This is a genomic window from Nocardiopsis moroccensis, assembly GCF_055763695.1.
The window spans coordinates 168,033-194,894 of the sequence record NZ_CP199747.1; the positions used below are offsets into that span (position 1 = coordinate 168,033).

Below are 26,862 nucleotides of genomic sequence, written 5' to 3' on the forward strand. Positions count from 1 at the left end.
GGAGACACACATGAGCACTGACACCGTGACGACCACCGGCACCGCGCCCGACGAACGCGCGGACAACGCCCCCGTCCTGGAGGTCAACGACCTCAACGTCACCTTCCCCGGCCTGAACGGCAACCTCGATGTGCGCGCCGTGCGCGGCGTCAGCTACGCGGTCCGCCGGGGCGAGGTCCTGGGCATCGTCGGTGAGTCCGGCTCCGGCAAGTCGGTCTCCTCGATGGCCGCGATGGGCCTGCTGCCCGAACACGCCGAGATCACCGGCTCCGTACGCCTGCACGGCGAGGAGATCCTCGGCCTGGACGACCGGACCATGGCCAAGAAGCGCGGCAAGGTCATCTCCATGGTCTTCCAGGACCCGCTGTCCGGGCTCACCCCCGTGTACACCGTCGGCGACCAGCTCGCCGAGGCGGTCCTGGTGCACGACCCCAAGGCGGGCAAGGCCAAGGCGCACGCCCGCGCGGTCGAACTCCTCGACCTCGTCGGCATCCCCAACCCGGCGGACCGCTACCGCTCCTTCCCGCACGAGTTCTCCGGCGGTATGCGCCAGCGCGTCATGATCGCCATGGCGATGGCCAACAGCCCGGACGTCATCATCTGCGACGAGCCGACCACGGCCCTGGACGTCACCATCCAGGCGCAGATCCTCGAGCTGTTGCGCACCGCCCAGCGCGAGACCGGCGCCGCGATCGTCATGATCACCCACGACCTCGGCGTCGTCGCCGGATTCGTGGACCGGGTCCTGGTGATGTACGCGGGACGCCCCGTGGAGATCGGCGACGTCGACGACATCTACTACAGCAGCCGCATGCCCTACACGATGGGCCTGCTCGGCGCCGTACCCCGGATGGACCTGGAGCGCCAGGGCGCCCTGGTCCCGATCAAGGGCAACCCGCCCTCGCTGACCGACCTGCCCCCCGGCTGCACCTTCGCCCCGCGCTGCCCCATCGCGCGGCCCGAGTGCGAACTCGCCGAGCCGGACCTGCTCCCCATCGGTGGGCAGCCCGCCGCGGAGGAGACCCGGAGCGAATCCCGGGAGCCCGCCGCGGACGGCCCCGAGGCGTCCCGGACCGCGCAGGCCGACGGCGCGCACGACACGGACACGCACAGGTCGGCCTGCATCCGCTCCGGTGAGATCGACGCCAACGAGTGGACCGCCCGGGACATCTACCCTATCCCCGACATCCCCGAGCCGGAGGGCGCGTCCCTGCGCCGCGAGGACCGCGCGGAGATGCTGCGGGTCACCGACCTCATCAAGCACCACCCGCTCACCAAGGGCACCGTGTTCAAGCGCCGGGTGGGCACGGTCTACGCCGTGGACGGGGTCGACTTCGACATCGGGGAGGGGGAGACCCTCGCTCTGGTCGGTGAGTCCGGCTGCGGCAAGTCCTCGACCCTCATGGAGATCATGGGGCTGAGCAAGCCCCAGCGCGGCACGGTCGAGGTCATGGGCCAGAACGTGGCCGGGCTGAACCGGCCCGCACGGTTCTCCCTGCGCAGGGACATGCAGATCGTCTTCCAGGACCCGATGAGTTCGCTCGACCCGCGTATGCCGGTCTTCGACATCATCGCCGAGCCCCTGCGTACGCACGGCGTGTCCGCGGCCGAGGTCGGCCGACGGGTGTACGAGCTGATCGACCTGGTCGGCCTCAACACCGAGCACGTCACGCGGTTCCCGGCCGAGTTCTCCGGCGGCCAGCGCCAGCGCATCGGCATCGCCCGGGCCCTGGCCCTGGAACCCAAGCTGCTGGTGTTGGACGAACCCGTGTCCGCTCTGGACGTGTCCATCCAGGCGGGTGTGGTCAACCTCCTGGAGGAACTCCAGGCCCGGCTCGGCCTCGCCTACCTGTTCGTGGCGCACGACCTGTCCGTGGTACGGCACATCGCCGACCGCGTCGCGGTCATGTACCTCGGCCGTATCGTGGAGATCGGCGACACGCAGTCGATCTACACCCGGCCCGCACACCCCTACACCCAGGCGTTGCTGTCCGCCATCCCGATTCCCGACCCGGAGAAGGAGCGGACACGCACCCACATTGTCTTGGACGGTGACCTGCCCAGCCCCGCCAACCCACCGACGGGGTGCAGGTTCCGGACCAGGTGCCAGAAGTTCATCACTCTCTCCGCTCACGAGCAGGAGCAGTGCATGACGGTCGAGCCGCAGATCCTCGCCACCGACGGTGGCGACCAGGGAGCTGCCTGCCACTTCGCGGAGGGACGGCAGACCGGCTGACTGCGGCCCGACACGGCACGGCCAGAGCCACCCCGCGCGCTGGCCATCTCACCCCTGAGAGGAAGATCCCCATGCGAATCGGGAAGGTGCGCTACCTCGCCCCCGTCGCCGCCCTGGTGATGGTCGCCACCGCGTGCAGCGGTGGCGCCGAGGAGAACGACCCCGAGCAGGCCCAGGAGGAGCTGGCGGCGCTGCCCGCCCAGGACCTCAACCCCGCTCCCCGTGAGGACCTCGAGGACGGCGGAGACTTCGTCTGGGCCCTCACCAACTACGACGAGCAGCACAACATGGCGCACACCCAGGGCAACATGGCCAACGTGCGCCGTGTGGCCGGTGCCGTCATGCCGCGTCCGTTCCGTTGGGACGCCGAGGGCCTGCCCGAGGTGATCACCGACTACGTCCTGGACGCCCAGGTCAGCGACGACGGCCTGGAGGTCGCCTACGAACTGAACCCGGACGCCGAGTGGTCCGACGGCGAGCCGATCACCTCGGCCGACTACGAGGCCCAGTACCTCACCTGGTCGGGCCAGCGCGACGGCGAGTTCGAGATCGGCGGCACCACCGGCTACGAGCTGGTCGACGAGTTCGTCGAGGGCGACGACGAGTACTCCTTCACCCTGGTCTACTCCGAGCCCTACGCCGAGTGGCCCTCCCTGTTCTCCCCGCTGTACCCGGCGGAGTACATGGAGGACGAGGAGAAGTTCGAGGAGGGCTACCACAAGGCCTACCCGGTCACCGCCGGCCCGTTCGGCGACGTGGAGTTCGACGACACCACCCAGCGCATCATCGTCAACCGCGACGACGACTGGTGGGGCGAGCCCGCCAAGCTCGACCGGATCATCTTCGACGCGATGGCCATCGACGGCCAGCCGACCGCGTTCGACAACGACGAGATCGACGGGTTCTACCTCGGTTACGACGCCGCCGGGTACGAGCTGCTCAAGGAGCGCGAGGGCAACGGTGCCTACTTCACCCGCGCCGTCAACCACGGTCACCGCTTCGTCTCGGTGAACGCCGGCAGCCCGCAGCTGGAGGACGTGCGCGTCCGTGAGGCCCTGGCCCTGGGGCTCAACACCGACACCCTGGCCGAGGCCGCGCTCGGCCCGATCGACTGGCCGATCACCGGCCAGGTCAACCGCCTGCTGCGCTCCACGCAGCACGGCTTCGAGGACAACAGCGGTGAGCTCGGCGGGCACGACCCCGAGCGCGCCGCCGAGCTCCTCGACGAGGCCGGGTGGACCCTGGCCGAGGGCGAGGAGTTCCGCACCAACGAGGACGGCGACACCCTGACGCTGACCTGGGTGGCCTCCGACGACTTCACCCTGGCCCAGAACGAGGCCGACATCGGCCGCGAGATGCTCGCCGAGATCGGCGTCGAGGTCGACGTCCAGCAGGTGCCCGGCAACGCCCTGTTCTCCGAGTACGTCATCCCCGGCAACTACCAGCTGGCCACGTTCGTCTACGTCGGCTCCAACCCCTACGCCGGTGACAGCAAGGGCAACTACGGTGGCCCGGTCAGCGGTGAGGGCGAGGACGCCGAGTGGGGCAACAACCTCAGCTTCCACTCCACGCCTGAGATCAACGACAAGTTCGGCGAGCTCCAGGCCGAGACCGACCCGGACCGCTACGCCGAGCTGGCCAACGAGATCGACGGCCTGGTCTGGGACGAGGTCCTGACCATCCCCATGTTCGAGCGTCCCGGCCTCTGGGTCATGGACGAGAACCTGCGCAACTGGGGTGAGTACGGCGTGGCCTCCGACTACGTCTACGAGGACATCGGTTGGGTCAAGGAGTAGTCACCCCCGGGTGAGTGCGACCGGAGCCGCCGGCACCCCTGACCCGGTCCGGTGAGCGTTTCCGACAACGAGGGCGTCGGCCCCCTTCCGAGGGGGTCGGCGCCCTCCGCCGTGCCCGCTTCCCGGCCCCGAACGCGCGACTGGGGTGCAGGTGTTCCTTCCCCGCCTGACAGAATCGGTGGAGTCCGACACCGCCCCCCGCCCCGTTCGTTGGAAAGTTCCAGATGCAACCCCACCCTCTCGCCGCCGCGTGCCTGGCTGTCCTGTTGTGCGCCGCCCTGTCCTCCTGCTCCGGTCCGGAGGAGGACGCGGAAGCCGTCGAGGCAGCGGCCGGCGCCGCCGCCCCGCCCCCGGAGGAGACCGGCGAGGCCGGTTCGCCCCCGCGACCGGAGGGGGAGTGGCCCTTCGCAGCCCCGGTCGGCTGGGCGGGCCAGCCCATGGCGGTGACGGACCCCGAACTCTCCGCGGAGGCGGAGAAGGAAACGGACACGGAGGAAGGTGAGGAAGCGGAGGAAACCGAAGGTGACACCGGCGGCACGGACGCCGAACCCGCCCTCCACCCCGGCGTGAGCGGAGGAGCCGGGGGTGAGACGGTGACCGCCACCGACGCCGACCAGCTCGCCGAACACCTGGCGGCTCAAGAGCCCCTGGTGGTGGAGGTCGAGGGCGAGATCGACCTCGACGGCACCGTCCCGATCGCCTCGGACAAGACGCTCATCGGGGTCGGCGAGGGTGCCGAACTCACCGGTGGCGGACTGTCCGTGGACGGTTCCAGCAACGTCATCCTCGCCAATCTGGACATGACCTCCGACGGCACCGTGGTCGCGGTCCGCGGCGGTGCCCACCACGTGTGGGTGGACGGCTCCACCTTCTCCGGAGGCCGGGACGGCGCGCTGATTTCGGTGACCGACGGGGCCGACCACGTCACCCTCTCCTGGAACCACTTCAGCGACGCCGAGTCCGCGGTCGGTATCGGTGCCGACGACGACGCCCCCGGGGCGCTCCGGGTCACCGTGCACCACAACTTCTTCGACGGCACCTCCGGTCGGCACCCGCGCGCCCGCAACGCCGAACACGTCCACGTGTTCAACAACTACTTCCGGGCCAACCCCGAGTACGGCGTCCAGTCCGCCCACGGATCCAACGTGCTGGTCGAAGGCAACTACTTCGAGGGCACCCCGGTCTCGGTGTCCACCGAACCGGACGATCCGGGCAACGTGGTGACCCGGGCCAACCTGCTGGTCGACTCCGAACAGCCCGAGCTGCGCGGCAGCGTGCCCGACCCGCCCTACGCCTACGAGCTCGACGACACCGTCAGCGTCCCCGACCTGGTCATGAACGAGGCCGGTGCGGACTGAGGGAACGGTGCCGGGCCGAGGGCGACGCCGGCCGGAGGGGCGGCCCGCACCCCACCGGCTCAGTCGGACAGGTCGTGGTAGTCGTAGGTCCCGCCGATCCCCTCCGGTGAGGTGAAGCTGAGTCTTCGCGGATGCCCGTCCTCGTCCACCCACAGGTCGAACTCGGCCCCGGTGACCCGGGTCAGGGTGTTGCGTCCGGTCTCCGGTTCGTAGCCGCCCACCGGGGCCGGGAACGTCCCCGTGTACCGGTGGGCGGTGTGTGTGCCGGCCACGACCCCCTCCGTACCCGACGGCAGGGTGAGCTCCTCCGTCCCCACCAGCTTCAGGTCCTCGGCGGAGTCCGCCAACTCGTCCAGGGTGGCCAGCGCGAACTCCACCGAACACAGGCGCAGGTCCGCTTCCGAGGGCGGATCCAGCACCGTCATCCCGGAAAGGCCCTGCTCCGCGGTCATCATCAACCCGGTGCCGGGCAGGTCGTACCGGTGGACCCGGACCCCCGAGGCCGTTCTGAAGAAGTGTTCGAACGCGGCGTCGGCGTCGGGTTCGTGGCGGGCCCAACCGCGCCCGGTCTCCTCCCCGTCCGTGCTCTGCGTGTAGCTGATCTGGAAGGAGGGTGCCTCACGCAGTTCCCGTGCCGCCAACTCCAGGAACGCCTCCGCGTCCCGGGGGTCGATCTCCGCGGCCGACGTCCGCGACACCCTGGGCGGGTCGTCCTCCTCCACCGCGGGTCCGGCACCGCCCAGCGTCAGCCGGGCCACGCTCCATCCGCTGACGACCACGGCCAGGCAGGCCAGGGCCACGAGCAGACTCAGCAGCCAGTTGGGCCGGCCGGGACCCTCGTCGTCCGGCTCCTGCCCGGTGGACGGCATCGACGTCGACACTGACAGCGCCTCGATTCTGCGGTTCGGGTTCGGGGGGTACCGCCTACGCGGAGTACGACGCGGTGACTCACCGCTCCGTTCGGATACCGAGCGAACATAATCTCCGCTGACAGTGACGAACCGGGTCATACACCCGTTGCGGCGGCTGCGGCATCCCCTCACCCCAGTCGTGGCGGCCTGCGCTCGAAGCGGCGGACGGCACGCCGGATGTCCGCCGTCCGCTCGGGCGGTGCCGACCAACCGCGGTCCGCCAGGGCGGCCGGCACCCGGCGTAGGAACCTGTCGGGATGTGCACACAGGTCGTACACCCCGATGGGGACCACCAGCCATCCCGCCTCCGCCATGGCGGCGTACCGCAGCCGGTCACGGGCCATCTCGTGGCGGGCGGAGTGGTGCTCGGCGCTGTCGTACTCCACCGCGACCCGGTACGGGGGCCAACCCAGGTCCGCGTGGAACAGGCCCTGGGCGGTGTGCACCGGGCACTGCGGCCGGACCGGTGGCAGGCCCGCCTGGTGCAACAGGACCCGGGCCCAACTCTCCGCTGGGGACTGGCTGCGCGGGTCGGACAGTCGTAGGGCCCGTTCCAGCCGCCTCTGTGCGCGCCGGGGGTGGATTCGCAGGGCGTCGTGCAGTTCCGGGCCGGTGGTGAGCCGCAGCGAGAGGAAGCGGTCCAGCGTGGCGGTGGCCGTGTACAGGGAGGAGGCGCCTGCCGCCACGTCCAGCGCGGTCCGGGCCGGAGACGTCACCCGTACCCCCCGCACCAGGGCGCGCGAGGACGCCGGGACGCGTTCGCGGTGCGCGGCGCCCCCGGCTCCGCCGGCACCCGTGACCCCGGGGGGTACGGTCACGTGCAGCCGGTTGCGGGTGATGGCGGTGCCCCGTGGGTACAGGTCCACCCCCCCACCCGTAGGCGGCGGTGCGTCCGAAGGCGACGGCCTCCGCGGACAGGTGGGCCAGGACGGGGCGGAGCGTGCGCAGGAGGAGGTCGTGGTCGGGCGGCGGGCGGACGGGCACGGCTGCGGGGGCGGGGCGGGGCCGCGGGAAGAGCGGGGGACAGCCGGGAGGGGGCGCGTGCTCTGGCTTCATACCTCCAGGTTCGGTTTCCGGGACACCTCGGACAAGACCCCGTCAGAACCTGTGGAAAACCCGGACGGGCCCGGTCGGCCCCGGGCACCTCGACCGCAGGGGGCGGTGGCGGCGCGGCCCCACCGCCCCCGGCGGCCGCGCCGGTCACCGGAAGGGCGGCTCCCCGACCGACAGGTGGATGTGGTCCACGTGGTTCTGGGTCGGGCTGCCTCTGTCGCCGGCCAGCCGCCGGACCTGCATCCACGGCCCCGTCCTGTCCTTGAGCGGGTTCCAGATGTGGTAGTCGTAGATGATCCCCTTGACCTTCAGCTCCTGGTGGTTCTGGATCAGGAAGTCGATCACCTCGATGGCGGTCGCGTGCATGGCCGGGGTCGGGGTCGCACCCAGATCGGCCATCATGTAGTCCACGGCCTCGCCGTGGCCGTGATCGCTGTCTTGCTCGTCCCGGTAACCGCCCGCGCTGAGGTAGAAGCCGGGGAACTCCTGGTTGAGGACCTTGTGCGTGGCGCACATGGGCGGCTTCAGGCCGCCCAGGGAGCCGCAGTCCACGATCGCCCCGCCGCCGAACACGGCGTTCGGGTCGAACCGGTACTGCCCCTCCTGGTCGACGAGGTGCACGTCGAACATGCCCGAGGCCTGCCCCGCGTCGCCCACGGCCCGGTCGTCGCACGAGAGCCCGTCCGTGTCACGGCCGCACTCCGAGGAGAGTTCGATGATCGCGATCGCCGAGGCGGTGCCGCTGAAGGAGGAGGAATCGTCCTCCTCGCCGTCGCACACCACGTCGTTCCAGTCCCGCGAAGCGTCCTCGGTCAACTCCTTCTGGCAGAGTGCGCCGCGGATCTCCACCCGCACGATGTTGCCGGAACGCCCCATGACGTTGTCGCTGGCCCGGATGTCGGTGAGCACGGCCCCGTTGTTGCGCGCGTACCTCTCGGCGCGGCTCTTCGCGACCTCCTCGTCGAACCGGGGCATCGGGTAGACACCGTCCGCGAGCTGGGCCGCGGCGTGGTCCCGGAGGGCGCCCACCGCGGCCAGCGCGGCGGCGTCGGCGGCCGTCTGCGCCCGCGAACGCATGTCGTTGGCGCCGCCCACGCGCACGAACAGGACGGTGAGCGCGAGCAGGGCCAGGGTCATCCCGAACAGGAGCAGGATGTTCGCCTGGCCGTCGTCGCGGCGTCCCTGGAGTTGGCTTCCGCGTACCGAATGAGGGGAGGTCCGTCGCATGCTTGTCCGGGGGGTCGACCCCCCGGGGGACGGGGGGAACAGTCTGGTTGGCGGGGAGCCGTGCGCGGCGGGTCCGTGTGCGAACGACCCCTTGCCGCGCGGAGTCCTGTCCGGCGCAGCTTAACCTGCCCCGGTCCCCAGGTACAGAGGCGGGCTCGCCCTCTGTGGACAACCCGTCACCGTTCTCCCAGGTGGAGCCGGAAGCACCGGGAAAGCTCGTCGGTCACACCAGGCTCGTCCAGTAGCTCCAGAAGGCCTGGGCCACCGCTGCCGCGATCACCAGCCCCCACGCCGTGAGAACCACCGTGTGGTTGCGGGCCAGCACGCCCACGGGGCGGCGCAGGAGGGCCGGGGTCGGCAGGTGCCCGCTCCGGACGTTGTGCAGCGTGACGTACCAGAAGAGCGGGATCGTCACCGCCCACACCACCACGCAGTACGGGCACAGCGCCCCGATCCGGTACAGGCTCTGGAAGATCAGCCAGTGCACGAACACCACCCCGAACACACAGCCCGCCTGGAGGCCCAGCCAGAACCACCGCCGGAACCCGGGCTCCGGGCCGGTGCCGGCGAGCAGCGTCGCCCCCACGGTGGTCACCACGGCGAAGCAGGCCACCCCGAGGACCGGGTTCGGGATCCCGAACGCCTCGGCCTGCGGGGTCGACATCACCGTCCCGCAGGACAGCACCGGGTTGAAGCTGCACGCGGGCACGTGGTCCGGATCGGCCAGGGAGCGGATCTTCTCCACCAGCAGCGCGGTGGCCGAGAGCAGCCCGACCAGCCCGCCCACCACCAACACCCACGGCAGCGCCCGGCTGATGACGGGCACATCCGAGCCGGGGTTCGGGCCCGGAGCGCGCTGGGCCGTGCGGGCGCTCATCGCTCCAGCTCCGCGTCGATCATCGCGGACAGGACCTCGTAGCTCGGCATGCTCGGCGCGAGACGGCCGTTCACGTAGATGGTCGGGGTGCCCTGCACGCCCAGCGCGAGTCCGTCGTCGAAGTCGGCCTGGACCCGCTCCCGGGTCCGGTCGGACTCCATCGTCTCGACGAACTCGTCCGTGTCCAGGCCCAGGTCCTCGGCGAAGCCCACGAACACCTCGCTCTGGTCCTGGCGGGACTCGCCCCACTCGCCCTGCGTCCGGTACATCCGCGCGTACATGTCCTCGAGGGCGTCCTGTTGGGCGGCGGCCTCGACGGCCGCCGCGGCGGGCCCGGAGTTGAGGTGTCCGGGGAGCGGGAAGTAGCGGATGACCATGTTGATCCGGCCGTCGTAGTCCTCGCGGACCCGTTCCATGACGGGGAACTGGGCGCGGCAGGCCTCGCATTCGAAGTCGAGGAACTCCACCACGGTGACCCGGGCGCCGTCCACCCGGTCGAGGTGGCGGCTGTCCTCCCGGACGAGCACCCCGGCGGGGGCGGTGGGCTGTTCCTCGGAGGAGGGGGCGGGGGAGGACGGTCCGGCCGTGTCCTGCGCGGCGGTGCTCTCCCCGTTCCGGTCGAGGTAGGCGAGCAGGCCGATTCCGAGGGCGGCGACGAGGAGGAGACAGAGGGTGATGATCAGGTTCTTGCTCACGGGTGATCCCAGCGGTCCGGTGTTTTCGGGTTCGGGCACGGTGGCGGACCCCACGGCGGTGGGGCGCACCGGTGCTTCTAGACCCGCTGGACGCAGAGGAGGGTGAGCAGCCCGCAGCCGTACGGGGCGGCGGGGGCCTGGTCCGGACTCGGCACCGAGGGGCCGGCCCTCGGGGCGGCGGGGGCGCACAGAACCGGCGTGGAGCCCGGCGCGAGCACGGGGTGGGCGGTGAGGAGTCCCTGTTCGTCCGGCACCGGGCAGGTGTGTTCGGACCCCTGGTCCCCGACGGGGTCGGGGGAGTCCGCGTTCTGGCCCGGAGCCGCCGGTTCCGCCCCCTGAACCGAGGCGGCCCCCGCCTTCCCGGCCTCCGGGAGGACGGTGCCGGGATGGCAGAGGGCGCAGAGGAAGCAGAGCACGACCAGCGCGACCAACGGCGCCGCGAGGGCGCGCAGCCGGTGTGTGGTGGTGTGCCCGTTCATGAGGGGAACTGTAGCGGTGTGTTCCCGGGCGCGGGGTCCGGGGTCGCTCGGAGCCGGGCGGGCCGGGGTGCCCCGTGCGGCGGGCGGGGCGCGGAGCGCACCCCCGCCCCGCCCGCCGGGCGGCGTCCTGCCACCGGCTCCCTCAGTGGATCCGGCGGTTCAGGGCCTCCACCACGTGGACGTCGGCCACGGTCACCTTCAGGTCCCCCGAACCTAGGGGTGCGACGGTCGCGGACCGCACGTACGCGCCGTGGCTCCACCTGCGGGCCGTGCTGTCCGGGACGGCTTTCGCGCCCAGTTTCGCCATGGCCCCGGCGGGTCCCGCCTTCAACCTCAACTGCCAGGACGTCCGCAGCACGGACAGTCCCCGGTAGTCGATGTGGTCGAGCAGTGGCACCATCCCCACCAGGCGTCCCTCCTCGCGGCCGGCACGGTTGGGCAGGGCCTGCAGCGGATACCGATGACCCGCCCCGGTGCCTCGCACGACCTCCACCGCGAAGGACACCCCCTCGGGGACCGGTGTACCCAGGGACACCTCGAAGTGCAGCCGGCCGCCGTGGCGGCCCGCCGGGCGCACCCGCACCCGGTCGACCGGCAGGCTCGGGGCCGTCGGGGAGGTCAGCAGCCCCAGCCTGTCGTTGACCGTGTAGTACGGGCGCACCCTGGTGCCCACCCCCCGCGCGGGCCTCACCTGCTGGGACGCGTACTCGATGATCTGCTTGTACCCGACGACCCCGGACAGGTGCCTGCCCACCGTGCACTCACTGCCGTCGGACAGCAGCACCCGCATCTCCCACTTCTCGGAGTCGCCGTCCCGCCCGCGCACCACCTGCTCGGGATCGATGACGGCGGTGAACTCGCCGCCGGCCGCGACCGCCGACGGGAACTCACGGCGGGTCTGCGGAGAGGCGCGCAGCCGCACCACCAGGCGGGCCCGGGCGTCGGGGCTCTGCTGCCCCAGCACCCGGCCCTGAACGGTGATCAGCCCGTCCGCGATCTCCACGTGTTCGATCTCCGCGTGGTGCGCCGAACGGCGCACGTGCAGGACCAGGCGTCCCTTCGCGGAGCGGGCGGGAACGACCAGACAGAGCCCGTTGGTGCGGGCGGGCGACAGCGGGTATCCGTGCTGGTGGATCTCCACGTCCCGCACCGGGGCCTCCACACCCCGGTCCACCCGGAACACCTGCCACTCGCCGGTGACCAGGCCCGTGCTCCTCCCGGTCCTCGCGCCATTCCCGGACGCCCGGCCGGGCCCCGTCACCGTCGCGGCCCCCGCTCCGGCCCTCGTACGCGCCCCGGCGTCCGTCGCTGGTGCGGCCTCCGCTCCCCGGGACGCGTCCACCACCACGCGGCCCTCGGCGTCCGGGAACAGCTCGACGCGCCTGCCGGGTTTGGCCAGCACCACTCGTTCGGGAACCTGTGCGGACCCGGCCCCGGGGGACTCCGCCGCCGGGCCGAACGACAGCACCGACGTCCCGTCCGGGCCGGCCTCCACCCGGCAGGCCGCGGGCGGTTCGGGCCGGGGCGCGGGCACGGTCAGTGCTGCCGGGGACGGCGGGCCGACCCCCGCGAGCTCGGAGAACAGCTCCTCGTGCAACAGCACCACGTTGGCCGGGTCGAAGCGTTCGGAGTCGGTGAGCGCCGCCGACGACATCCGGCGCCGCAGCTGGTCGTCGCCCATCAGCTCGGCCAGCCCCTCGGCGATGCCCGGTGCGGACCGGTTGGGGACGAGCAGCCCGTCCTCCCGGTCCCGGATGATCGACGCCGGGCCGTGCGGACAGTCGGTGCTCACCACCGGCAACCCGGACCGCATGGCCTCCACGATGGTCATCCCGAACGGTTCCTCGCTGGAGGTCACCGCCGCGAACGCCCCTTGCGCCCACACCTCCTCGACCCTGGGGTGCGGGCCCATCAGCCACACCCGGTCCTGCAGTCCCAGCGAACCCACGAGTCTGCCGAGCGGACCGCGTCGGCTTCCCCGGCCGTAGATCCGCAGCGTCCAGTCCGGGAACTCGTCGCTGACCATGGAGAAGGCCTGCACCAGCAGGTCGTGCCGTTTGCTGGGGGCGAGCCTGCCGGCGGAGACGATCGTGCGGGTGTTGTGGCCGTTGACGGTGAAGGGCGGTGCGGGCACCGAGTTGGGGATGGACAGCACCCGCACCCCCGGCATCGGCATCTGCTCCGCGTAGGTGCGCGCGTCGGCCTCGGTGACGGTGACGAAGGCGTCGAGGCTCGGGTACTCGGCGGCCATGACCCGCCGGAGTTCCTCGGAGTGCTGTTCGTAGGTGAGGTGCTCCTGGCCGACCTTGACGATCCTGTCGGGTGCGGCCCGCGCGATCACCACGTTGAGCCCTGGGCGGGTGCCGACGACCACGTCGGCGTCGGTGGTGGCGAGGTACTCCTCCAGACGGTCGTCGGTGAGGCGGCTGTGCGTGCTGCCGCGGCCGTCCTCCGGAGGGAAGAGCAGTGGCGGGAGTCCGGCCCGCTCCGATCCCTCGTACAGCGGTCGTCCGCCGATCCCGGTCGCCCGGTCGTCCTGCTGGCGGATGTCGACGAGCGGACGCAGGCCGACCTGGGCGGGGACGGGGAGGACGGGGTCGGCGCGGTGTCGGAACACCGAGACGATCTCCACCTCGTGCCGTGCGGACAGCGCCGCCGCCTGGTTGGCGACGGTGCGCACGGTTCCACCGATGCCGTACATGTCGTTGATCAGATAGGCGATCTTCATCGAGCCCCCGTGTTCTCGGCGCCGTCACGCGCACGCTGTGCGCCGCGGCGCCGAACCCGTTGCTCCCACACCGATCCGCGCCCCTGGCCGGGGGCGATGTGGGTGTTTGAGCGATCAGGCTATGGGTGGAATGGCGCTAAAGATCCGGATCTGTTCGGGAGTGTCCAAAGGTTTGCCGCCACCTGTTGGTGTTTTGCGGCGAGTTCACCTGTATTGGGCGATAAAGCCAGAATGGTCACATCCGGGCGGCGCAGGCCACGGCCGGGGGCCCGGCAGGCCCGGTGCGGCGTTCCGCCTCCGGCGCGGCCTGTGGTCCTGGACGCGGCCCGCGGTCCCTGATCAGGGGCGGCGGCCCGCGAGGACGCAGAACTCGTTCCCCTCCGGGTCGGTGAGCACGACCCAGCTCTCCTCGCCCTGGCCGACGTCGGCGCGCCGAGCGCCCAGGTCCAGCAGCCGGAGCACCTCTTCGTCCTGCTCCCTGTCGGCCGGGCTGAGGTCGATGTGGAGCCTGTTCTTGACGGTTTTGCCCTCGGGTACGCGCGCGAACGTCAACGTCGGCGGCACCGGGCCCGATGGGGCCTCGGCCCCGGGCCCCGCCGGAGCACCGATGGTGACGGCCCCGTCCTCCTCGTCCCGCTCCCGCACCTCGTAGTCCAAGGCCGAGCACCAGAACCGGGCGAGCCGGTCGGGATCGGCACAGTCGATCCCGAGTTCGGTGAACCTACTGGTCATGTCAGGACCTCCTGGGTCACGGATCTACCGAAGCCCCCACGCTAACCGCAGCCCTCGACGGCGAAGGCGTCACGGCTCGGGGGAGGCTGCCCCGGGTCGGGCACGGGGCCCGGACCCGGAGCTGCCCCGGCACCCCCGCAGGAGGCGCCGAAACCCTAGGCGAGCTTGCCCGCCTGGTGGGACTCGATGGCCTTGCGGACACCCTCGCCGTAGGCCGGGTCGGCCTTCGTGCAGTTCCCGATGTGCCGCTCGATGGTGGCCTCGGAGGCACCGTCGATCGCCCGGGCGGTGTTCTCGAACAGGACCTGCTGCTGCTCCGGGCTCATCAGGCGGAACAGGTCACCGGGCTGCTCGAAGTAGTTGTCGTCGTCCTCGCGGTAGTCGAACCGGTCGGCGGTCGCGCCCACGGCCAGCGCCGGCTCGGCGTACTGGGGCTGCTCGCTCCAGCGGCCGTAGGAGTTCGGTTCGATACCGGGGACACCGCCCTGGTTGCCGTCCACCCGCATCGCACCGTCGCGGTGGTAGGTGTTGACCATCCGGGCGCCGCGCGGCTGGTTCACCGGGATCTGGTGGTGGTTGACGCCTAGGCGGTAGCGGGCGGCGTCACCGTAGGAGAACAGGCGGCCCTGGAGCATGCGGTCGGGCGAGATGCCGATGCCCGGCACGATGTTGGCCGGGGTGAAGGAGGCCTGCTCGACGTCCGCGTGGTAGTTCTCCGGGTTGCGGTTGAGCTCGAACTCGCCGACCTCGATGAGCGGGTAGTCCTTCTTCGACCAGACCTTGGTGAGGTCGAAGGGGTGGAAGCGGTAGTGCTCCGCGTCCGCCTCGGGCATGATCTGGACGTAGAACGTCCACTTCGGGTAGTCGCCGCGCTCGATGGCCTCGTAGAGGTCGCGCTGGGAGGACTCGCGGTCCCCGGCGATGACCTCGGCGGCCTCCTGGTCGGTGAGGTTCTTGATGCCCTGCTGGGTGCGGAAGTGGAACTTGGTCCAGAACCGCTCACCGGCCTCGTTGACGAACGAGAAGGTGTGCGAGCCGAAGCCGTGCATGTGCCGGTAGCTCGCGGGGATGCCGCGGTCCGACATGACGATGGTGACCTGGTGCAGGGCCTCGGGGAGGTTGGTCCAGAAGTCCCAGTTGTTCTCCGCCGAGCGCATGTTGGTGCGCGGGTCGCGCTTCACGGCACGGTTGAGGTCGGGGAACTTCAGCGGGTCGCGGAAGAAGAAGACCGGGGTGTTGTTGCCGACCACGTCCCAGTTGCCCTCCTCGGTGTAGAAGCGCAGGGCGAAGCCGCGGATGTCGCGCTCGGCGTCGGCGGCACCTCGCTCACCGGCGACGGTGGAGAAGCGGAGGAAGACCTCGGTCTCCTTGCCGACCTCGGAGAAGAGAGCGGCCTTGCTGTACCGGGTGATGTCCTTGGTGACCCGGAAGGTACCGAAGGCGCCGGAACCCTTGGCGTGCATACGGCGCTCGGGGATGACCTCGCGGTCGAAGTGCGCGAGCTTCTCGAGGAACCACAGGTCCTGCAGCAGCATGGGCCCGCGGGGTCCGGCCGTCAGGCTGTTCTGGTTGTCCGCGACGGGGGCGCCGGCGGCTGTGGTCAGCGGATCGGTGTTGTCGTGCGACATTGCTACCTCGTCCTCGATCTCTGTGGCGCTGCGCTCTCAGAGCCGGTCGTGCGTGGGCCTCCTGCCGTGGGCGGGCCCTGGGGGCGCTTCGGGCCTCGGGGGCGCTCGGGCCCCGCGGTGGGTCCGGACCCGCCGCCGCGCGGTCCCGTGCCGGACGCCCGGCCTGCGGCGGGCCGTGGCCTGTCGGCCGGGGAGACGGCCTCATCCTCCCGGGCCGGTCGCTCCGGGGACGGAGCACCCATGGCGAAGCCCTCCCGGGGAGGACCCTGTTCCCGGCTGGCGCATGCGCCCATTGAAACACTTTTCTGGAATAACTCCAATCTAGGAGGTCATGCTGGTGGTCCGTAGCCCCGAAGGTCCCCGTTCCGACGACAGGAGACCCTTGACGGACCGCCCGGCCCGGGTGCGGGGAGCCGGGCCCGCCCGTACGAGATGCATGAAAGCGCTCCCTCCCGAACCCCCGGGGAACCCGACCTGAACGGATCGGGAGGCTTCGGAGGAGGATGCGGGGGCGCGGATGGGGAGCGGGGGAAGGTGGTCAACGCACGCGAGGCGGGACGGCGGGCTTCTCCCGCGTGCGGGCCCGGAGCACCGGGCCGCCCTCAAGTCGTGGTGGGTGCCCGCAGAGCTTGACGAACCAGGCCTCGCGTCCGCTTCCGGGGCGCGGGAACCGACCGGCCGAGAGCCCTGGCACCCAACCGTTCGGGGAGGCGGATCCGGCCGTCGACACCGTCGCCTCGTTCGTGGTCGGCTACGCGCCGTGCCTGATCATCACCGACCGCGTCCACCGGTCCGGCCGGTACAGGGGTCGGGGGAGGCGGCCACCATCGCGGCGGGGTTCTCCACGGTCTCGGTGGCCTCCATGGCCGTGATCGCCAAAGCCCTCGACCTGAGGGACACCCGGCTGCCTCGTCATCGGGGTGGTGTGCGCGCCTTAGTAGGGGGCTAGTACGTCCTGGTGCTCTGCCAGTAGTTCCAGGCTTCGCAGGGGGCGCCGTAGGTCTGCTGGATGTAGTCCAGGCCCCAGTCGATCTGTGTCGACGCGCTGTCCCGGAACCCGGCGGGCATCTCGCCGTGCAGGGCCGGGTTGAAGCCGACGATCCCGCGGGCGCCCGTCTGCTGGTCGAGCACGTTGTGGTCCCAGGCCGACTGCTGTGACCACAGGTTGTCCAGGCAGGTCCACTCCTGGTCGGTCCAGTTGTACGGGGCGGCGGAGGCCGCCTGCATCCCCAGGTTCTTGTTGTCACTGAGGTTGGCGTTGTCGCCTGTGCCCCACTCGTACTCCTCTGGTTCCTCCGGGCGGTCGTGGTCCACCCAGGTCTCCTCCCCGCAGTTGGGGCCGTTGACCAGGCAGACCATCTGCCGGACACCCTCGTTGAAGGTGGAGCTCACCTCCGAGGCGTAGACGGTGGTGATGATCAGTGCGGCCAGGATCGCTGCTGCCGCGGTCTCCACGAACCCCGCTCCGCGGTCCCGCTGGTTCGCGGATTCCGGCCGCAACCAGAGCAGGGCGCTGCCGGCACCTCGGCGGGTGGCGGTCCGCGGCGGGCGCCCCCGCTCGTCAGTGCGGTTGGGCGGCCGGTTCGGCGAGGGCCGTCGGGGATCCCCGAGCTCAGGGCGGTGGGGGGTGGTCAACTCCGCCTCCAGAAGAGTCCAGGAGTGGGGGTGTGGTTGGGGTGGTGTGCTTGGGGGAGCGTTGAGGCGCGTCAGGAGTCAGGAGATGGGGATGTCCTCGATGGGTTCGAACCCGGGGATTTCAAGGTCGATGGAATCGACGTCCTCGGGCACAGAGTACATCGACCAGTAGGCGACCTTTTCTCCTGGGCGCAAAAAATTCTTACTTTCGATGGAATTGTTTCCTGAGCAAAGGCAGTCACCATTGCTATCCATGAGTGGATGATATCTCTTGTTCTCGCTGGAGGAAGTTACAGTTACACCTGAATATGACATTCTGTTGCTGTACATGTAGGAAGTTCCTTGGGGCCAATCAAAATCGACCTCTTTGGCTCCGGAGTTTTCGACGCTCCAGGTTACGGATAGAAGGTTTCCGGATTCATTCCGCTCGGCAGCGTGGGCTTCTGCGGAAAGCCCGGAACTAATTGATTCATTTGATTCTGCTGTTCCGAGCGATTCCAGGTTTTCGGTCTGCGGGGCTGGGGCAGCCAGAACGCCCGAAGCTGTAGTGAAAGGAAGAGCCAGTGTTAGTGTGATGATTCCGGCTGTCTTAATATTTCTGTTCATTTATTCCCCTATTTCTCGAACGTGACACTGACCCGACGGTTTCGTTCTCGCCCCTCTTCGGTGGTGTTATCGGCGATGGGGTCAGCAGAGCCATGTCCTGCCACTTCGAACGTGACACCTTCGCGGTTGATTAGGTCGTTCAGGACTGACTCAACACTTTCTGCACGTTCCTTGGAGAGCGGGATGTTGATGGAGTCACCCCCAGTATTGTCCGCATAACCGTCGATGGACACCACGGAGGAACTCGCGTCATCGATCTCCTGGGCGACCTGAGCCAGGATTTCCTGGGCTTCTCCACTTAGGTCGGAACTGTTAGTTTCAAAAAGAACATCTGAGGATAGAATGATGCTGACTTCATCACCAATTTCGGTTCGCCCGGTCTGATCTTCCTCAAGGCTATCGGATATCAGAGTGAGGTCTAGGATTTTCGGGTCGCCAAGGTTAGTGCTCTCTACTGACTCTGTCGCGTCGCTGATGGGTATATCAAAAAAAGGAGAAGTGAGAGGGGTGGTAACAGTCATGATTTCTGTGTTTTCTGGTGCATTTGGAAATATCACCCAGAGGGTCTCTGTGGTGTCGCTTTCGATAGAACCTTCTAGGGTTCCGCAGAAGCAACTCCCATCGCTTAGTTCTTGACTGAGATAGCGCTTCTGATTCAGATTATCGATGAGGGTAATGGCGCTTCCAGTGTTGCGCTCAAGGCCATTGGCGAGGCCGACTCCGATATCAAAACTCTCGGAGGAATTGTTGGTTATGCTAATTTGGAGGCGTAGAAGGTCATTCTTGAGCCTCTCTAGCTTGTTGACATCGATCTGTAGATCGGATCCGATTTCTGTTGCCGTAGATACTGAACTGGCGAGAACATCGATATTTTCCTTATCTGGGTTGGCGACTGCCTCGCTCGGAGGCCTTGTTGATAGGTCTCTTTCGTCTCCTTCGGGTGTTTCTCCAGAATTAACAACGCACCCAGATGTGGTGAGGAGGAGCATGGCTGAAGCTGAGATCACCCATAGCTGATTTCTTTCCTTCCTTTGAGGAGATGTTATTTTGGGGGCCAAAATTTCCCGCTCTCCCGGTGGTTCCTGATTTATCGAGTTTTTGGTTTTATGCTTATTATTTCAATCGTGGGTGCGTTTTGCTAGGCTTCGAGGATTCTGGGCTGCATTCTCTATTCTTCTCTGAAAATTCCATCGATGGTAGATGTTATTCCATTTACGATTCGATTTTCTATTCCGGAAGTCATGATGACTCCAGCAATCAGGGCAATGAATACAATAAGAGCCCCATATTCGACGAAGCCAGCGCCCTTGTCCCTGTCGTGTCCAGGCCGCGGGAGGGTCAGGGCGCTGAGGGTCACCCATATCTTGTGCAAGCTGTTCATGGAGTTAGCTCCTGGGGGAGGTGGTTTTCTTCGCCACGGCAGCGCGGTTGTTGACCGGTGGACCTGGGGCCCGGCTTCATCGGTGACCTGGGGCTGAACCTTGGGACCACAAACCCCACTATCGGATCAGCGTGGTCAGTTGCCCCTTGCCTTGGCCGGATGTGGCCATGCAACTTGTGTGTCCCTGTAGGTCTTGGTGCTCCTCCTGAAGAGCGGAGACTTCCCAGGCAGGAGCTGGTTTCCAAGGGGTGAGTGTGCACGATTCGGCCGCCAGGGGTAGCGATCTGTGTTCAACGGGTCACCATGATTGCATGTGTCCTCGACCACCGTCATGGATGGGCGTGAAAGTCCGGGCAACCGAGAGCCTGGCCCGCTCATGGTGTTGAATTGTTCGGGTCTCATGATTCTCTCCCCTTGCGCCAAGCCCTACACCGGCCCTCGGTCAGCAGGGGCACCACTCGCTCGGTGTGGCCTGAGCAGCTTCGGAGGTCTCGGAGGTCCTGCGGACCCGGGCAGGTGGTGCGCAGAGCCCAGAGGCTGGGGGCTCTCATGTTCCCCGCTTCTCCTGTGGGACACCACAGAGGTCAGCCGCACACGAGCCTTCCCGTAGCCCGCCCCCCTTCCTGAACGTCCCCGCCCCGCGCGCACCTCCCTGCCTCCCCAGCTGTTCCTCTGCCGCTCCCGACCGCTCTCATAGCTTCATCCGCTCCCCCCAGTCCCCGCCTGCCCCACTCGCCTCACCCCACCCGGCCCCGCCCCACCGGCCGACCTGACAGAAAGGCCCCGAACTTGAACGTCATGTTGCTGATCCCCCTCCTGGGGGCGCTGCTCGGCCTGGCCGTTGGCTTCTTCCCGTTCTTCAGGGTGTTCACCGCGAACCGGTCGATCAGGGCAGAGGTCGTCGCGGTCCCCGAACCGAAAATCCCGCTGACCCCGGAGGACCTCACTCCTGCGGAGCTCGCTTACCTGGTGGCCGGCGCCACTCGGGTCGGGGAGGTCGCGTTCATGGACCTGTTCCTCTCGGGGCGCATCCGCCGCCAGGTCCGTAGTGGTTTCTTCACGCTCGTGGGCCCCTCGAACGCCTACGTCACCGAGAAGGACCCCGTCCGTCGGGACCTGGTCAAGGCGTTCAGGGACCGGACCGGCCTGACTTCGCGCGGGCTCATCCAGACCGCCACGTCCAGTCGGGGCATCGACCGGGTTCGGGAGAAGCTCGCTGATCGGCGCCTGATCGCCCGTTCAGAAGGGCTCGCCAAGGCACTCGCGGACTTCCACAACGGAGGGTCGATCTCCCGGGTCCTCTCCTACGCGGGTGTGGTTCTGTTCGCTGCTGGGGTGGTGCTGACTAACGCCTACGAGCAGGATGAGTGGACGGTCGCGCTGGCCGTGCTGGGCGGTGTGCTCGCGGTGCTGGGCGGTTTTGCTCGGGGTCTGTACCTGGGTCACGGCGGCCGGAACGCCTCGACCGCGACCGTTGCCGGGAAGCGGATCCTCGGGCTGGCGACGGACACCTACGAGGCCGCCGCTGCCGAGGGGCGGACGATGGGCCGCGAGGAGGCGCTGCGCTACACCGCTGTGCTCGGGATCAGCCGGATGGGCCGTGAGGCCTCACCGAGAGACCGGGGGCGGGACGGTTCCGGCGATGACGCCGTTCGCATCGTGACGCACACCGGCTCGGCTCAGGTGCTCGAAGAGAGCCCGCGAAGGGTCGGGGAACAGACCCCGGAGCCGCGCGAGGGCTTCGAACTCGACTGGGTCAGCCTTTGCGAGATCGCTGACCTGTGCGCGGTGGACGGGTCCGGTTCGGCTTCCAGCGGCGGTTCCTCGGGTGGCGACAGCGGCGGAGGGAATTTCTGGGGAGGTGGGGACTCGGGTGGCTCCGGTGGAGACGGCGGGGGCGGCGGGGGCGGTGACTGAACCGGTGGGCAGCGAAGGGCTTCCACCGTTGGCCCAGTTCCCACGACCCACCCGGGATTCCAGAAAGAACGTCGAACAGTCCGATGGTGTCCGCTTTGTCTGCCCCAGTGGCCTTGAACTTCGATTTCGGGTCCTCCTGGGCCCCAGGGAGAAGTGCCGAAAGCCCTGCCGGGGGTCCGTATCGAGCTCCCTATGCGGATGGTGCATAGCGAGCTCCCGAACCAGTCGCACGAGGTTGGGGGCTTCGACAGGGCCCATCGGGAGTATCGCCAGGAGGGAAGAGCATGGGGCTCTCCTGAGCCCGAAGTGCGACTGGTACGGAGAGGGTGACCGGCACTTGGGGCCACCAACCCTTTTGTCGGCGGTGTGCATGACGAAGGACTGGCAAGCGGTTCGGGGTCAGGTGAGCGCCGATGACGCCACGAGGCGCCGCCCCCGCACTGGCCGTACTTCTGGTTGGCTGTTTCCTGACCGAAGAGGTTCCTGAACCCCCTGCTGAGCCCACCGCGGAAGCCGATCCGAGCCACTTCGAGGAGCTCTCCGGAGCCGAGATTCCCGACTCTGCCGAGTCCGTCGAGGTGTTCTCCGTCGGTGACGTCGATTCGCTTCCGACGTATGTCGCCACCTTCACCCTGCCCAGCGAAGAGGAGGCCAGAGCCTTCTGCCAGAGCGGAGACATCGGCAACTACCGTGTCGTGTCCGGGGGTGGATTACTCGAGGAACAGCGCGAGCGGCACTTTATCGGAGAAGCAGAACTGGTCGGTCCCTGGATATGTTCGTCAGCGAAGCAGGGTGAGAACGTCGACCGCAGTGTTGTGTTCAGTGCCCCCGAAGGGGAGCGGGTTTCGGTGTGGGCCGTAACAGAAGAGGTCGGCTGGTAGGGGTGGCTGCGGTCCCGCCCTTGCGTTCAGACCGCGACCCGCACGGGCTTCGTGTCCGTTAGTCAGCGCCGTCGTGTTCCTGCTTGCTGCGCCGACCGCGTGCTCTTCTGACACCACGGAATCTTCTGCCAGCACAGCCTTCTTCTGACGCCACGTCCACCTTCTCCGAAGTCTCCGGGGAGACTGGAGAAACCCCGTCAGGGGCCGTGGCCCGGCAGGGAGGGGACTCCCGGCCGGGCCACGGTGTTCTCGGAGGGTTCGGTGCTCCTGGTGGTGCTCAGCGTTTCCAGGGCTCGGGCAGCGGGGAGCCGGAGACCAGGGCGGCTTTCAGCAGGGACCAGCGGTCTCGGGCCCTGCACAGGGCGCGCCAGCAGGAGACGTTCTCGCCGGTTGCCCGGAGGGCTTCGGACAGGGCGTCGTAGTGGTCGGTCACCTCACGGGCTTCCGTCGTGCCGCCCCCCAACCGGGTGGCCCAGCGCAGAGGGAGTTCGTCGCCGGAACGCAGGAGGCCGTCGAGGTGTCCGAAGACCGCGTCGGCCGAGATCAGCCGGGTGACGGCGTCGTCAGGCAGGCCGGGGTCGTTGAGCAACCGGGTGAGCCGGTCCGCCAGGGCATCGGAGCGGCTGTCGGTGTGCTGGTTCATGCGACCAGCCCCCGAAGGGTGGACCGGTGGCGTTCCCAGGCCCGGTAGGGGCCGCGCACGATCTCGGCCTGGGGGTGGGCCGTGGCACAGCTGTCCTCGACGGGTCGCCTGGGCGCGGGAACCGAGGGGGCGGGTGCCGGGGGAGTGGGCTCGACGGGCTCGGGCTGGGCGAGCGCGGGTTCGGCGGGCCTGACGGGTAGGGCGTACCGGCGCACTCGGCGGGAACGGTTGCGTCGGGCTTCGGCTCCCAGTTCCCACAGGTAGCCGCACGGGCTGGTGTGCGTGCCCTGTGTGGGCCTGAGAAGCCTTGCGAGCACGGCGAACAGGGACAGTAGGGTATGCATGTCTGCCTGCCTTTTCCAGGTGGACCGGGCCCGGGGTGTTGGTAGCACCGCCGGGCCGCTTCATGTTCAGGTCAAGGCCACATCATACGTCTATCTTGTCTAGCTCGTCTAGGACGTCTGCCATATGCAATGCGTATGGCTCATGCTTAACGTCTCAGATATGCATGTCGACCGTTTCGATCCCACGCCCCTGTACATCCAGGTGGCCGACCAGCTTCGCGGACAGATCAAGGCCGGTGAGCTCAAGCCGCGTGACCCGTTGCCCTCCGAATCGGCGATGGTGGCTGAGTACGGGATCGCGAGGGAGACCGCCCGCCGAGCCATCGCTCTGCTGCGCGAGGAGGGCTGGGTGGTGACCCTTCCCCAACGCGGAACGTTCGTCGCGCCGGATGAGAGCGACTAGAGCTTCCGGTGCCAATGGCACGAAGGCCAGCGGGCTGGTAGATGGAGCCGTTCAGACGGTGCGGGGGATGGGGGTCTTCGTCCTGCCACTGGAGTGACCCGGGCGGACCATCCCGTTCACGGAGCGCGGAGCCGGGAGGCAGCCCTTCCCCGCCCGCCCCGCCCGTATGACCGAAGGCCGACCGCAGGCCCTACTTCCAGAACACCTCGCTGAGGTCCTCGTGGCCGGGCAGTGAGCCCGTCGTCGGGGTTTGCACGTTTCCCGAGAACACGACGACCGACGGTGAACTGGCGATCGGCAGGCCCGGCAGCACCTCCATGATCTGCTCGTTCAGGTCCTCGTGGGCGGCGGTACGCGCGCCCGCCTCCGGGAGGGCCGCAGCCTCGGCCATGGCCCCGAAGAGGTCCTCGTCCTCGAACCCGAACATGGGGGTGTACCCGGAGAAGTAGGGGCCGATGAAGTTGTGGGTGTCGTTGTAGTCACCGGTCCACCCGTGCAGGTACAGCTCACACTCTCCGGCCTGGACACTCTCGACGTAGTCGTTCCACCGCTGGGCGACCGGCTCCACCGTCACGCCGACGGCCTCCAGGTCCCGGGTGATGAGGCCCTGGATCTCCTTCGGGGCGGACATGTAGGGGCGGGTGATGTCGTCCGGATAGCAGAACTCGAGTGTCAGGTCCCCGTGGCCCGCGTCCGCGAGCATCTCCTGGGCCGCTTCCGGTGAGTGTTCGATGGCCCGCACATCCGGGGACCAACCGTTGACGGCCCGGGGCACGAACTGGGTGGCGACCTCACTGCCGTAGGGCATGACCGCGTTGACGATGCGCTGGCGGTCGACGGCCCGCGCCAGGGCCTCACGGACCTCCGGAACCTTGAGGGCCTCGTGCGCCTCCTGCTGGTAACCCAGGTAGAGGAGGTCGTACGGGTCTCGGGAGGGCACCTGGAAACCGGCCTGCACCAGCGGTGCCCTGTCCTTCGGGTTCGTGAGCTCGTAGCCGTGGATCTCTCCGGACTCCAGCGACTGACGGCGATCGGCCTCGTTGCCGATGCTGCGCATGACCACGGTGTCGATCCCCGGGGAGCTGTCCCTGTGGTCGTCGAACCGCTCCAGGGTGACCACCTTCTGTATGTGGTTCCATTCGGTGATCCGGAACGGTCCGCTCCCGGCCATGATCTCCGGGTTCGAGGAGTAGTCGGCGAGCGGGCCCATGAGCGACTCGTCGGCGACCTCCGCCACGCTGGAGGGGCTCATGATGCCGAAGGAGGCGAGTGTGAAGCCGCCGGGGAGGGCCGGTCGGTACTCGTCGACGGTGATGACCGCGGTCAGGTCGTCGGCGGCCTCGCAGAGGACGTAGTTGGATTCCGGCAGGTCGGCGTTGATGTTCTCGGCGAACCCGCCGAACACCGACTGCCAGTGGTAGGTGTACCTGGACTGCTGGTAGATGCCGGTGAGGTTGTACCAGCGGTCGAAGTTGGCGCAGACGGCTGCGGCGTCCAGTTCGTCGCCGTCGTGGAACCGCACGCCCTCACGCAGATGGAAGGTCCACTCGGTGCCGTCGTCGGAGTGCTCCCAGTCCTCGGCCAGCCCACCGACGATCTGGCCGTCGGCGGGGTCGTGGCGTAGCAGGGTCTCGAACACCTGGCGGCTGTAGCGGAAGGTGGCGCTGTCCGTGGCCAGCGCCGGGTCGAGGCTTTTGATCCGGTCGGAGGTCGCGAAGACGAACGGCTCGGACTGGTCCTCGGCGGCTCCCTCCAGGACCTCGGATCCCTCTCCCTCCCCGCCGTCGGCCGCCTGCCCCTCTTCGCCGTCGCGCAGCAGCAGCCAGCCGGTGACACCCCCGATGAGGAGCAGGGTGGCCGCGGCGGCCATGAGCCCCAGCAGCAGGCGTGAGGTGCCTGACTTGGCAGGGTTCGGCAGGGGAGTCGAGGGGGTGTGGGAGTCCGGGGAGGAAGGATCCGGCAGGGGAGCAGGAGGAACGTGGGAGTTCGGGGGAGGAGAACCCGGGGTCGGGCTGTGCGGGTGGGGGGAGTCCTGCGGAGGCGGCGGTGCCTGTGGGCCCGACCGGGGCGGGGAGTGCGGCCCGGACGGGACAGCGGTGTGTGACTGGTCGGGTGCGGCACCGGGTGACGGGGTGTGGGAGCCCGGAGAGGTTGACGAGGCCGGGGACACGGACGCCCCCGTCCAGTCCCTGGCGATGAGCGTATTGACCATGGTGGCCATCTCGTCCGGCGAAGCCGGTGCGGGCCCCGTGCCGGCCTCCCCCGCCAGACTCCGGACCAGTTCCGCCGCACTGGGCCGGTCCCCGGGTTCCTTGGCCAGTGACCGGGCGACGAGCTCCCTAAGGTCCTCCGGAACCCCGCTCAGGTCCGGCTCCTCGCTCAGCAGCCGGAACATCAGCTCCTCGGCCGAACCCCTGCCGAACGGCGGCCGCCCGGTCACCGCGTAGACCACCAGCGCGCCCCACGAGAACACGTCGGCCCCGGGTCCGACGCCGCCCCGGAAGCGCTCCGGGCTCATCCAGCCGGGGGAGCCCATCAGCCCGCCCGTCCTCGTCAGCTGGGTGCCGTCCAGGGCGTGTGCGATCCCGAAGTCGAGCACCTTCGGCCCGTCGGGGGCCAGGATCACGTTGGACGGCTTCAGGTCCCGGTGCACGATCCCGGCCGAGTGGATGGCCGCGATGGCCTCTGCCATACCCGCGGCCAGGACCCGCGCCTTGGTCTCGGGCAGGGCCCCCTCCGAGCGCACCCGCTCGTTCAGGGTCGGTCCGGGGAGGAACGCCGTCGCGAACCAGGGCTGTTCGGCGGAGGTGTCGTAGGCCAGGACCGAGGCGATGCAGCGCGCCCGGATCCGGCTCATCAACTGGACCTCGCGGGTGAACCGCTGGCGGAAGTCCTGGTCGGCGGCGAACTCGGGGCGGATCACCTTCACGGCGACCCAGTGGTCGTCGGGGGACAGGGCGGCGTAGACGACGCCCATTCCGCCCGCGCCCAACCGGCCCCGGAGGTCGAACGGGGGGACGGTCCGCGGGTCGGCGGGTTCCAACGGGGTCATCGGGGGTGTGTCGGGGGAGGGGAGGGGCACGGCCTGCCTTCTTGACCGGGAACGGGGGGCGCGCTGGGTTCAGGGGCGCTGGGTGTGATGCCGGAATCAGTCAACCAGTTCCCGTGCGCCCCGGACATCCCGGATTCCCGTGCCGACTTGCCTCTGCGGGGTGGCCCGGACGAAAGCGCGGGGCGGGGCCCTTCGCGACCCCGCCCCGCACCCCGGTGACCGGGGGAAACGGTTCCGGGCCCTGCCTGGCCCGGTCCCGCACCCTTGACCAAGTACCCCC

At 68.9% G+C, this 26,862-nt stretch carries 22 protein-coding genes; 6 read left to right on the forward strand and 16 right to left on the reverse strand.

All coding sequences use genetic code 11. The annotated features are described in order from the left end of the window. Positions 1–10 precede the first annotated feature (10 nt). The 3 genes from ACUKCB_RS00700 to ACUKCB_RS00710 all read left to right on the forward strand — a co-directional run bounded on the left by ACUKCB_RS00700 (position 11) and on the right by ACUKCB_RS00710 (position 5,390). A complete protein-coding gene (locus tag ACUKCB_RS00700) occupies positions 11–2,236 on the forward strand; it encodes an ABC transporter ATP-binding protein (RefSeq protein ID WP_473038503.1) in 2,226 nt (741 codons plus the stop codon). A 71-nt stretch (positions 2,237–2,307) separates the two neighbouring features. After that, positions 2,308–4,032 carry an ABC transporter family substrate-binding protein gene (locus tag ACUKCB_RS00705; RefSeq protein WP_473038504.1) on the forward strand — a complete coding sequence of 575 codons (1,725 nt, stop codon included), beginning with the start codon at positions 2,308–2,310 and terminating at the stop codon, positions 4,030–4,032. Between the two features lie 224 nt (positions 4,033–4,256). Next, entirely contained in the window at positions 4,257–5,390 is a 1,134-nt protein-coding gene (locus ACUKCB_RS00710) for a pectate lyase family protein (protein ID WP_473038505.1), read from the forward strand. A 59-nt stretch (positions 5,391–5,449) separates the two neighbouring features. Here the strand turns inward: ACUKCB_RS00710 and ACUKCB_RS00715 are convergent, their stop codons facing one another. The 13 genes from ACUKCB_RS00715 to ACUKCB_RS00775 all read right to left on the reverse strand — a co-directional run bounded on the left by ACUKCB_RS00715 (position 5,450) and on the right by ACUKCB_RS00775 (position 19,342). Then, on the reverse strand, positions 5,450–6,271 hold the full coding sequence (locus ACUKCB_RS00715; protein WP_473038506.1) for a hypothetical protein: 822 nt from the start codon (positions 6,269–6,271) through the stop codon (positions 5,450–5,452). A gap of 158 nt (positions 6,272–6,429) precedes the next feature. After that, a complete protein-coding gene (locus ACUKCB_RS00720) occupies positions 6,430–7,167 on the reverse strand; it encodes an endonuclease domain-containing protein (protein WP_473038507.1) in 738 nt (245 codons plus the stop codon). 334 nt (positions 7,168–7,501) lie between these two features. Continuing rightward, positions 7,502–8,581 carry a VldE C-terminal domain-containing protein gene (locus ACUKCB_RS00725; RefSeq protein WP_473038508.1) on the reverse strand — a complete coding sequence of 360 codons (1,080 nt, stop codon included), beginning with the start codon at positions 8,579–8,581 and terminating at the stop codon, positions 7,502–7,504. A gap of 223 nt (positions 8,582–8,804) precedes the next feature. Continuing rightward, complete coding sequence (locus ACUKCB_RS00730; protein WP_473038509.1) at positions 8,805–9,458, reverse strand: vitamin K epoxide reductase family protein; 654 nt, start codon at positions 9,456–9,458, stop codon at positions 8,805–8,807. Then, positions 9,455–10,153 (reverse strand): DsbA family protein, encoded by a 699-nt coding sequence (locus tag ACUKCB_RS00735; RefSeq protein ID WP_473038510.1) that lies wholly within the window; start codon positions 10,151–10,153, stop codon positions 9,455–9,457. The genes ACUKCB_RS00730 and ACUKCB_RS00735 overlap by 4 nt, the downstream gene beginning before the upstream one ends. A gap of 77 nt (positions 10,154–10,230) precedes the next feature. After that, positions 10,231–10,632, reverse strand: coding sequence for a hypothetical protein (locus tag ACUKCB_RS00740; RefSeq protein ID WP_473038511.1), 402 nt, complete (start codon positions 10,630–10,632; stop codon positions 10,231–10,233). A 142-nt stretch (positions 10,633–10,774) separates the two neighbouring features. After that, entirely contained in the window at positions 10,775–13,360 is a 2,586-nt protein-coding gene (locus tag ACUKCB_RS00745; RefSeq protein ID WP_473038512.1) for a glycosyltransferase family 4 protein, read from the reverse strand. Between the two features lie 339 nt (positions 13,361–13,699). Continuing rightward, on the reverse strand, positions 13,700–14,092 hold the full coding sequence (locus ACUKCB_RS00750) for a VOC family protein (RefSeq protein ID WP_473038513.1): 393 nt from the start codon (positions 14,090–14,092) through the stop codon (positions 13,700–13,702). A 155-nt stretch (positions 14,093–14,247) separates the two neighbouring features. Then, positions 14,248–15,720, reverse strand: coding sequence for a catalase (locus ACUKCB_RS00755; protein ID WP_473038514.1), 1,473 nt, complete (start codon positions 15,718–15,720; stop codon positions 14,248–14,250). A gap of 945 nt (positions 15,721–16,665) precedes the next feature. Then, a complete protein-coding gene (locus ACUKCB_RS00760) occupies positions 16,666–17,355 on the reverse strand; it encodes an aggregation-promoting factor C-terminal-like domain-containing protein (RefSeq protein ID WP_473038515.1) in 690 nt (229 codons plus the stop codon). A gap of 78 nt (positions 17,356–17,433) precedes the next feature. Continuing rightward, positions 17,434–17,961, reverse strand: coding sequence for a hypothetical protein (locus ACUKCB_RS00765; protein WP_473038516.1), 528 nt, complete (start codon positions 17,959–17,961; stop codon positions 17,434–17,436). An 8-nt stretch (positions 17,962–17,969) separates the two neighbouring features. Continuing rightward, positions 17,970–18,950, reverse strand: a complete 981-nt coding sequence (locus ACUKCB_RS00770; protein ID WP_473038517.1) for an OmpA family protein — start codon at positions 18,948–18,950, stop codon at positions 17,970–17,972. 179 nt (positions 18,951–19,129) lie between these two features. After that, entirely contained in the window at positions 19,130–19,342 is a 213-nt protein-coding gene (locus ACUKCB_RS00775; protein WP_473038518.1) for a hypothetical protein, read from the reverse strand. A gap of 798 nt (positions 19,343–20,140) precedes the next feature. Here ACUKCB_RS00775 and ACUKCB_RS00780 point away from each other — a divergent pair. Both ACUKCB_RS00780 and ACUKCB_RS00785 read left to right on the forward strand, forming a co-directional pair. After that, positions 20,141–21,259, forward strand: a complete 1,119-nt coding sequence (locus tag ACUKCB_RS00780) for a TIGR04222 domain-containing membrane protein (protein ID WP_473038519.1) — start codon at positions 20,141–20,143, stop codon at positions 21,257–21,259. Between the two features lie 413 nt (positions 21,260–21,672). Then, positions 21,673–22,140, forward strand: coding sequence for a hypothetical protein (locus tag ACUKCB_RS00785; protein ID WP_473038520.1), 468 nt, complete (start codon positions 21,673–21,675; stop codon positions 22,138–22,140). A 277-nt stretch (positions 22,141–22,417) separates the two neighbouring features. Here ACUKCB_RS00785 and ACUKCB_RS00790 read toward each other — a convergent pair whose 3' ends face one another. Then, the gene (locus ACUKCB_RS00790) at positions 22,418–22,783 is read right to left on the reverse strand and encodes a hypothetical protein (protein WP_473038521.1); all 366 of its coding nucleotides are present in this window, start codon (positions 22,781–22,783) and stop codon (positions 22,418–22,420) included. Further along, complete coding sequence (locus ACUKCB_RS00795) at positions 22,780–23,127, reverse strand: hypothetical protein (protein ID WP_473038522.1); 348 nt, start codon at positions 23,125–23,127, stop codon at positions 22,780–22,782. The genes ACUKCB_RS00790 and ACUKCB_RS00795 overlap by 4 nt, the downstream gene beginning before the upstream one ends. 160 nt (positions 23,128–23,287) lie before the next feature. On the opposite strand from ACUKCB_RS00795, the gene ACUKCB_RS00800 reads away from it, so the two are divergent. Beyond that, entirely contained in the window at positions 23,288–23,530 is a 243-nt protein-coding gene (locus ACUKCB_RS00800) for a GntR family transcriptional regulator (RefSeq protein ID WP_473038523.1), read from the forward strand. Positions 23,531–23,720: 190 nt separating this feature from the next. Here the strand turns inward: ACUKCB_RS00800 and ACUKCB_RS00805 are convergent, their stop codons facing one another. Beyond that, the gene (locus ACUKCB_RS00805) at positions 23,721–26,612 is read right to left on the reverse strand and encodes an ABC transporter substrate-binding protein (protein ID WP_473038524.1); all 2,892 of its coding nucleotides are present in this window, start codon (positions 26,610–26,612) and stop codon (positions 23,721–23,723) included. Between the last annotated feature and the right edge of the window lie 250 nt (positions 26,613–26,862).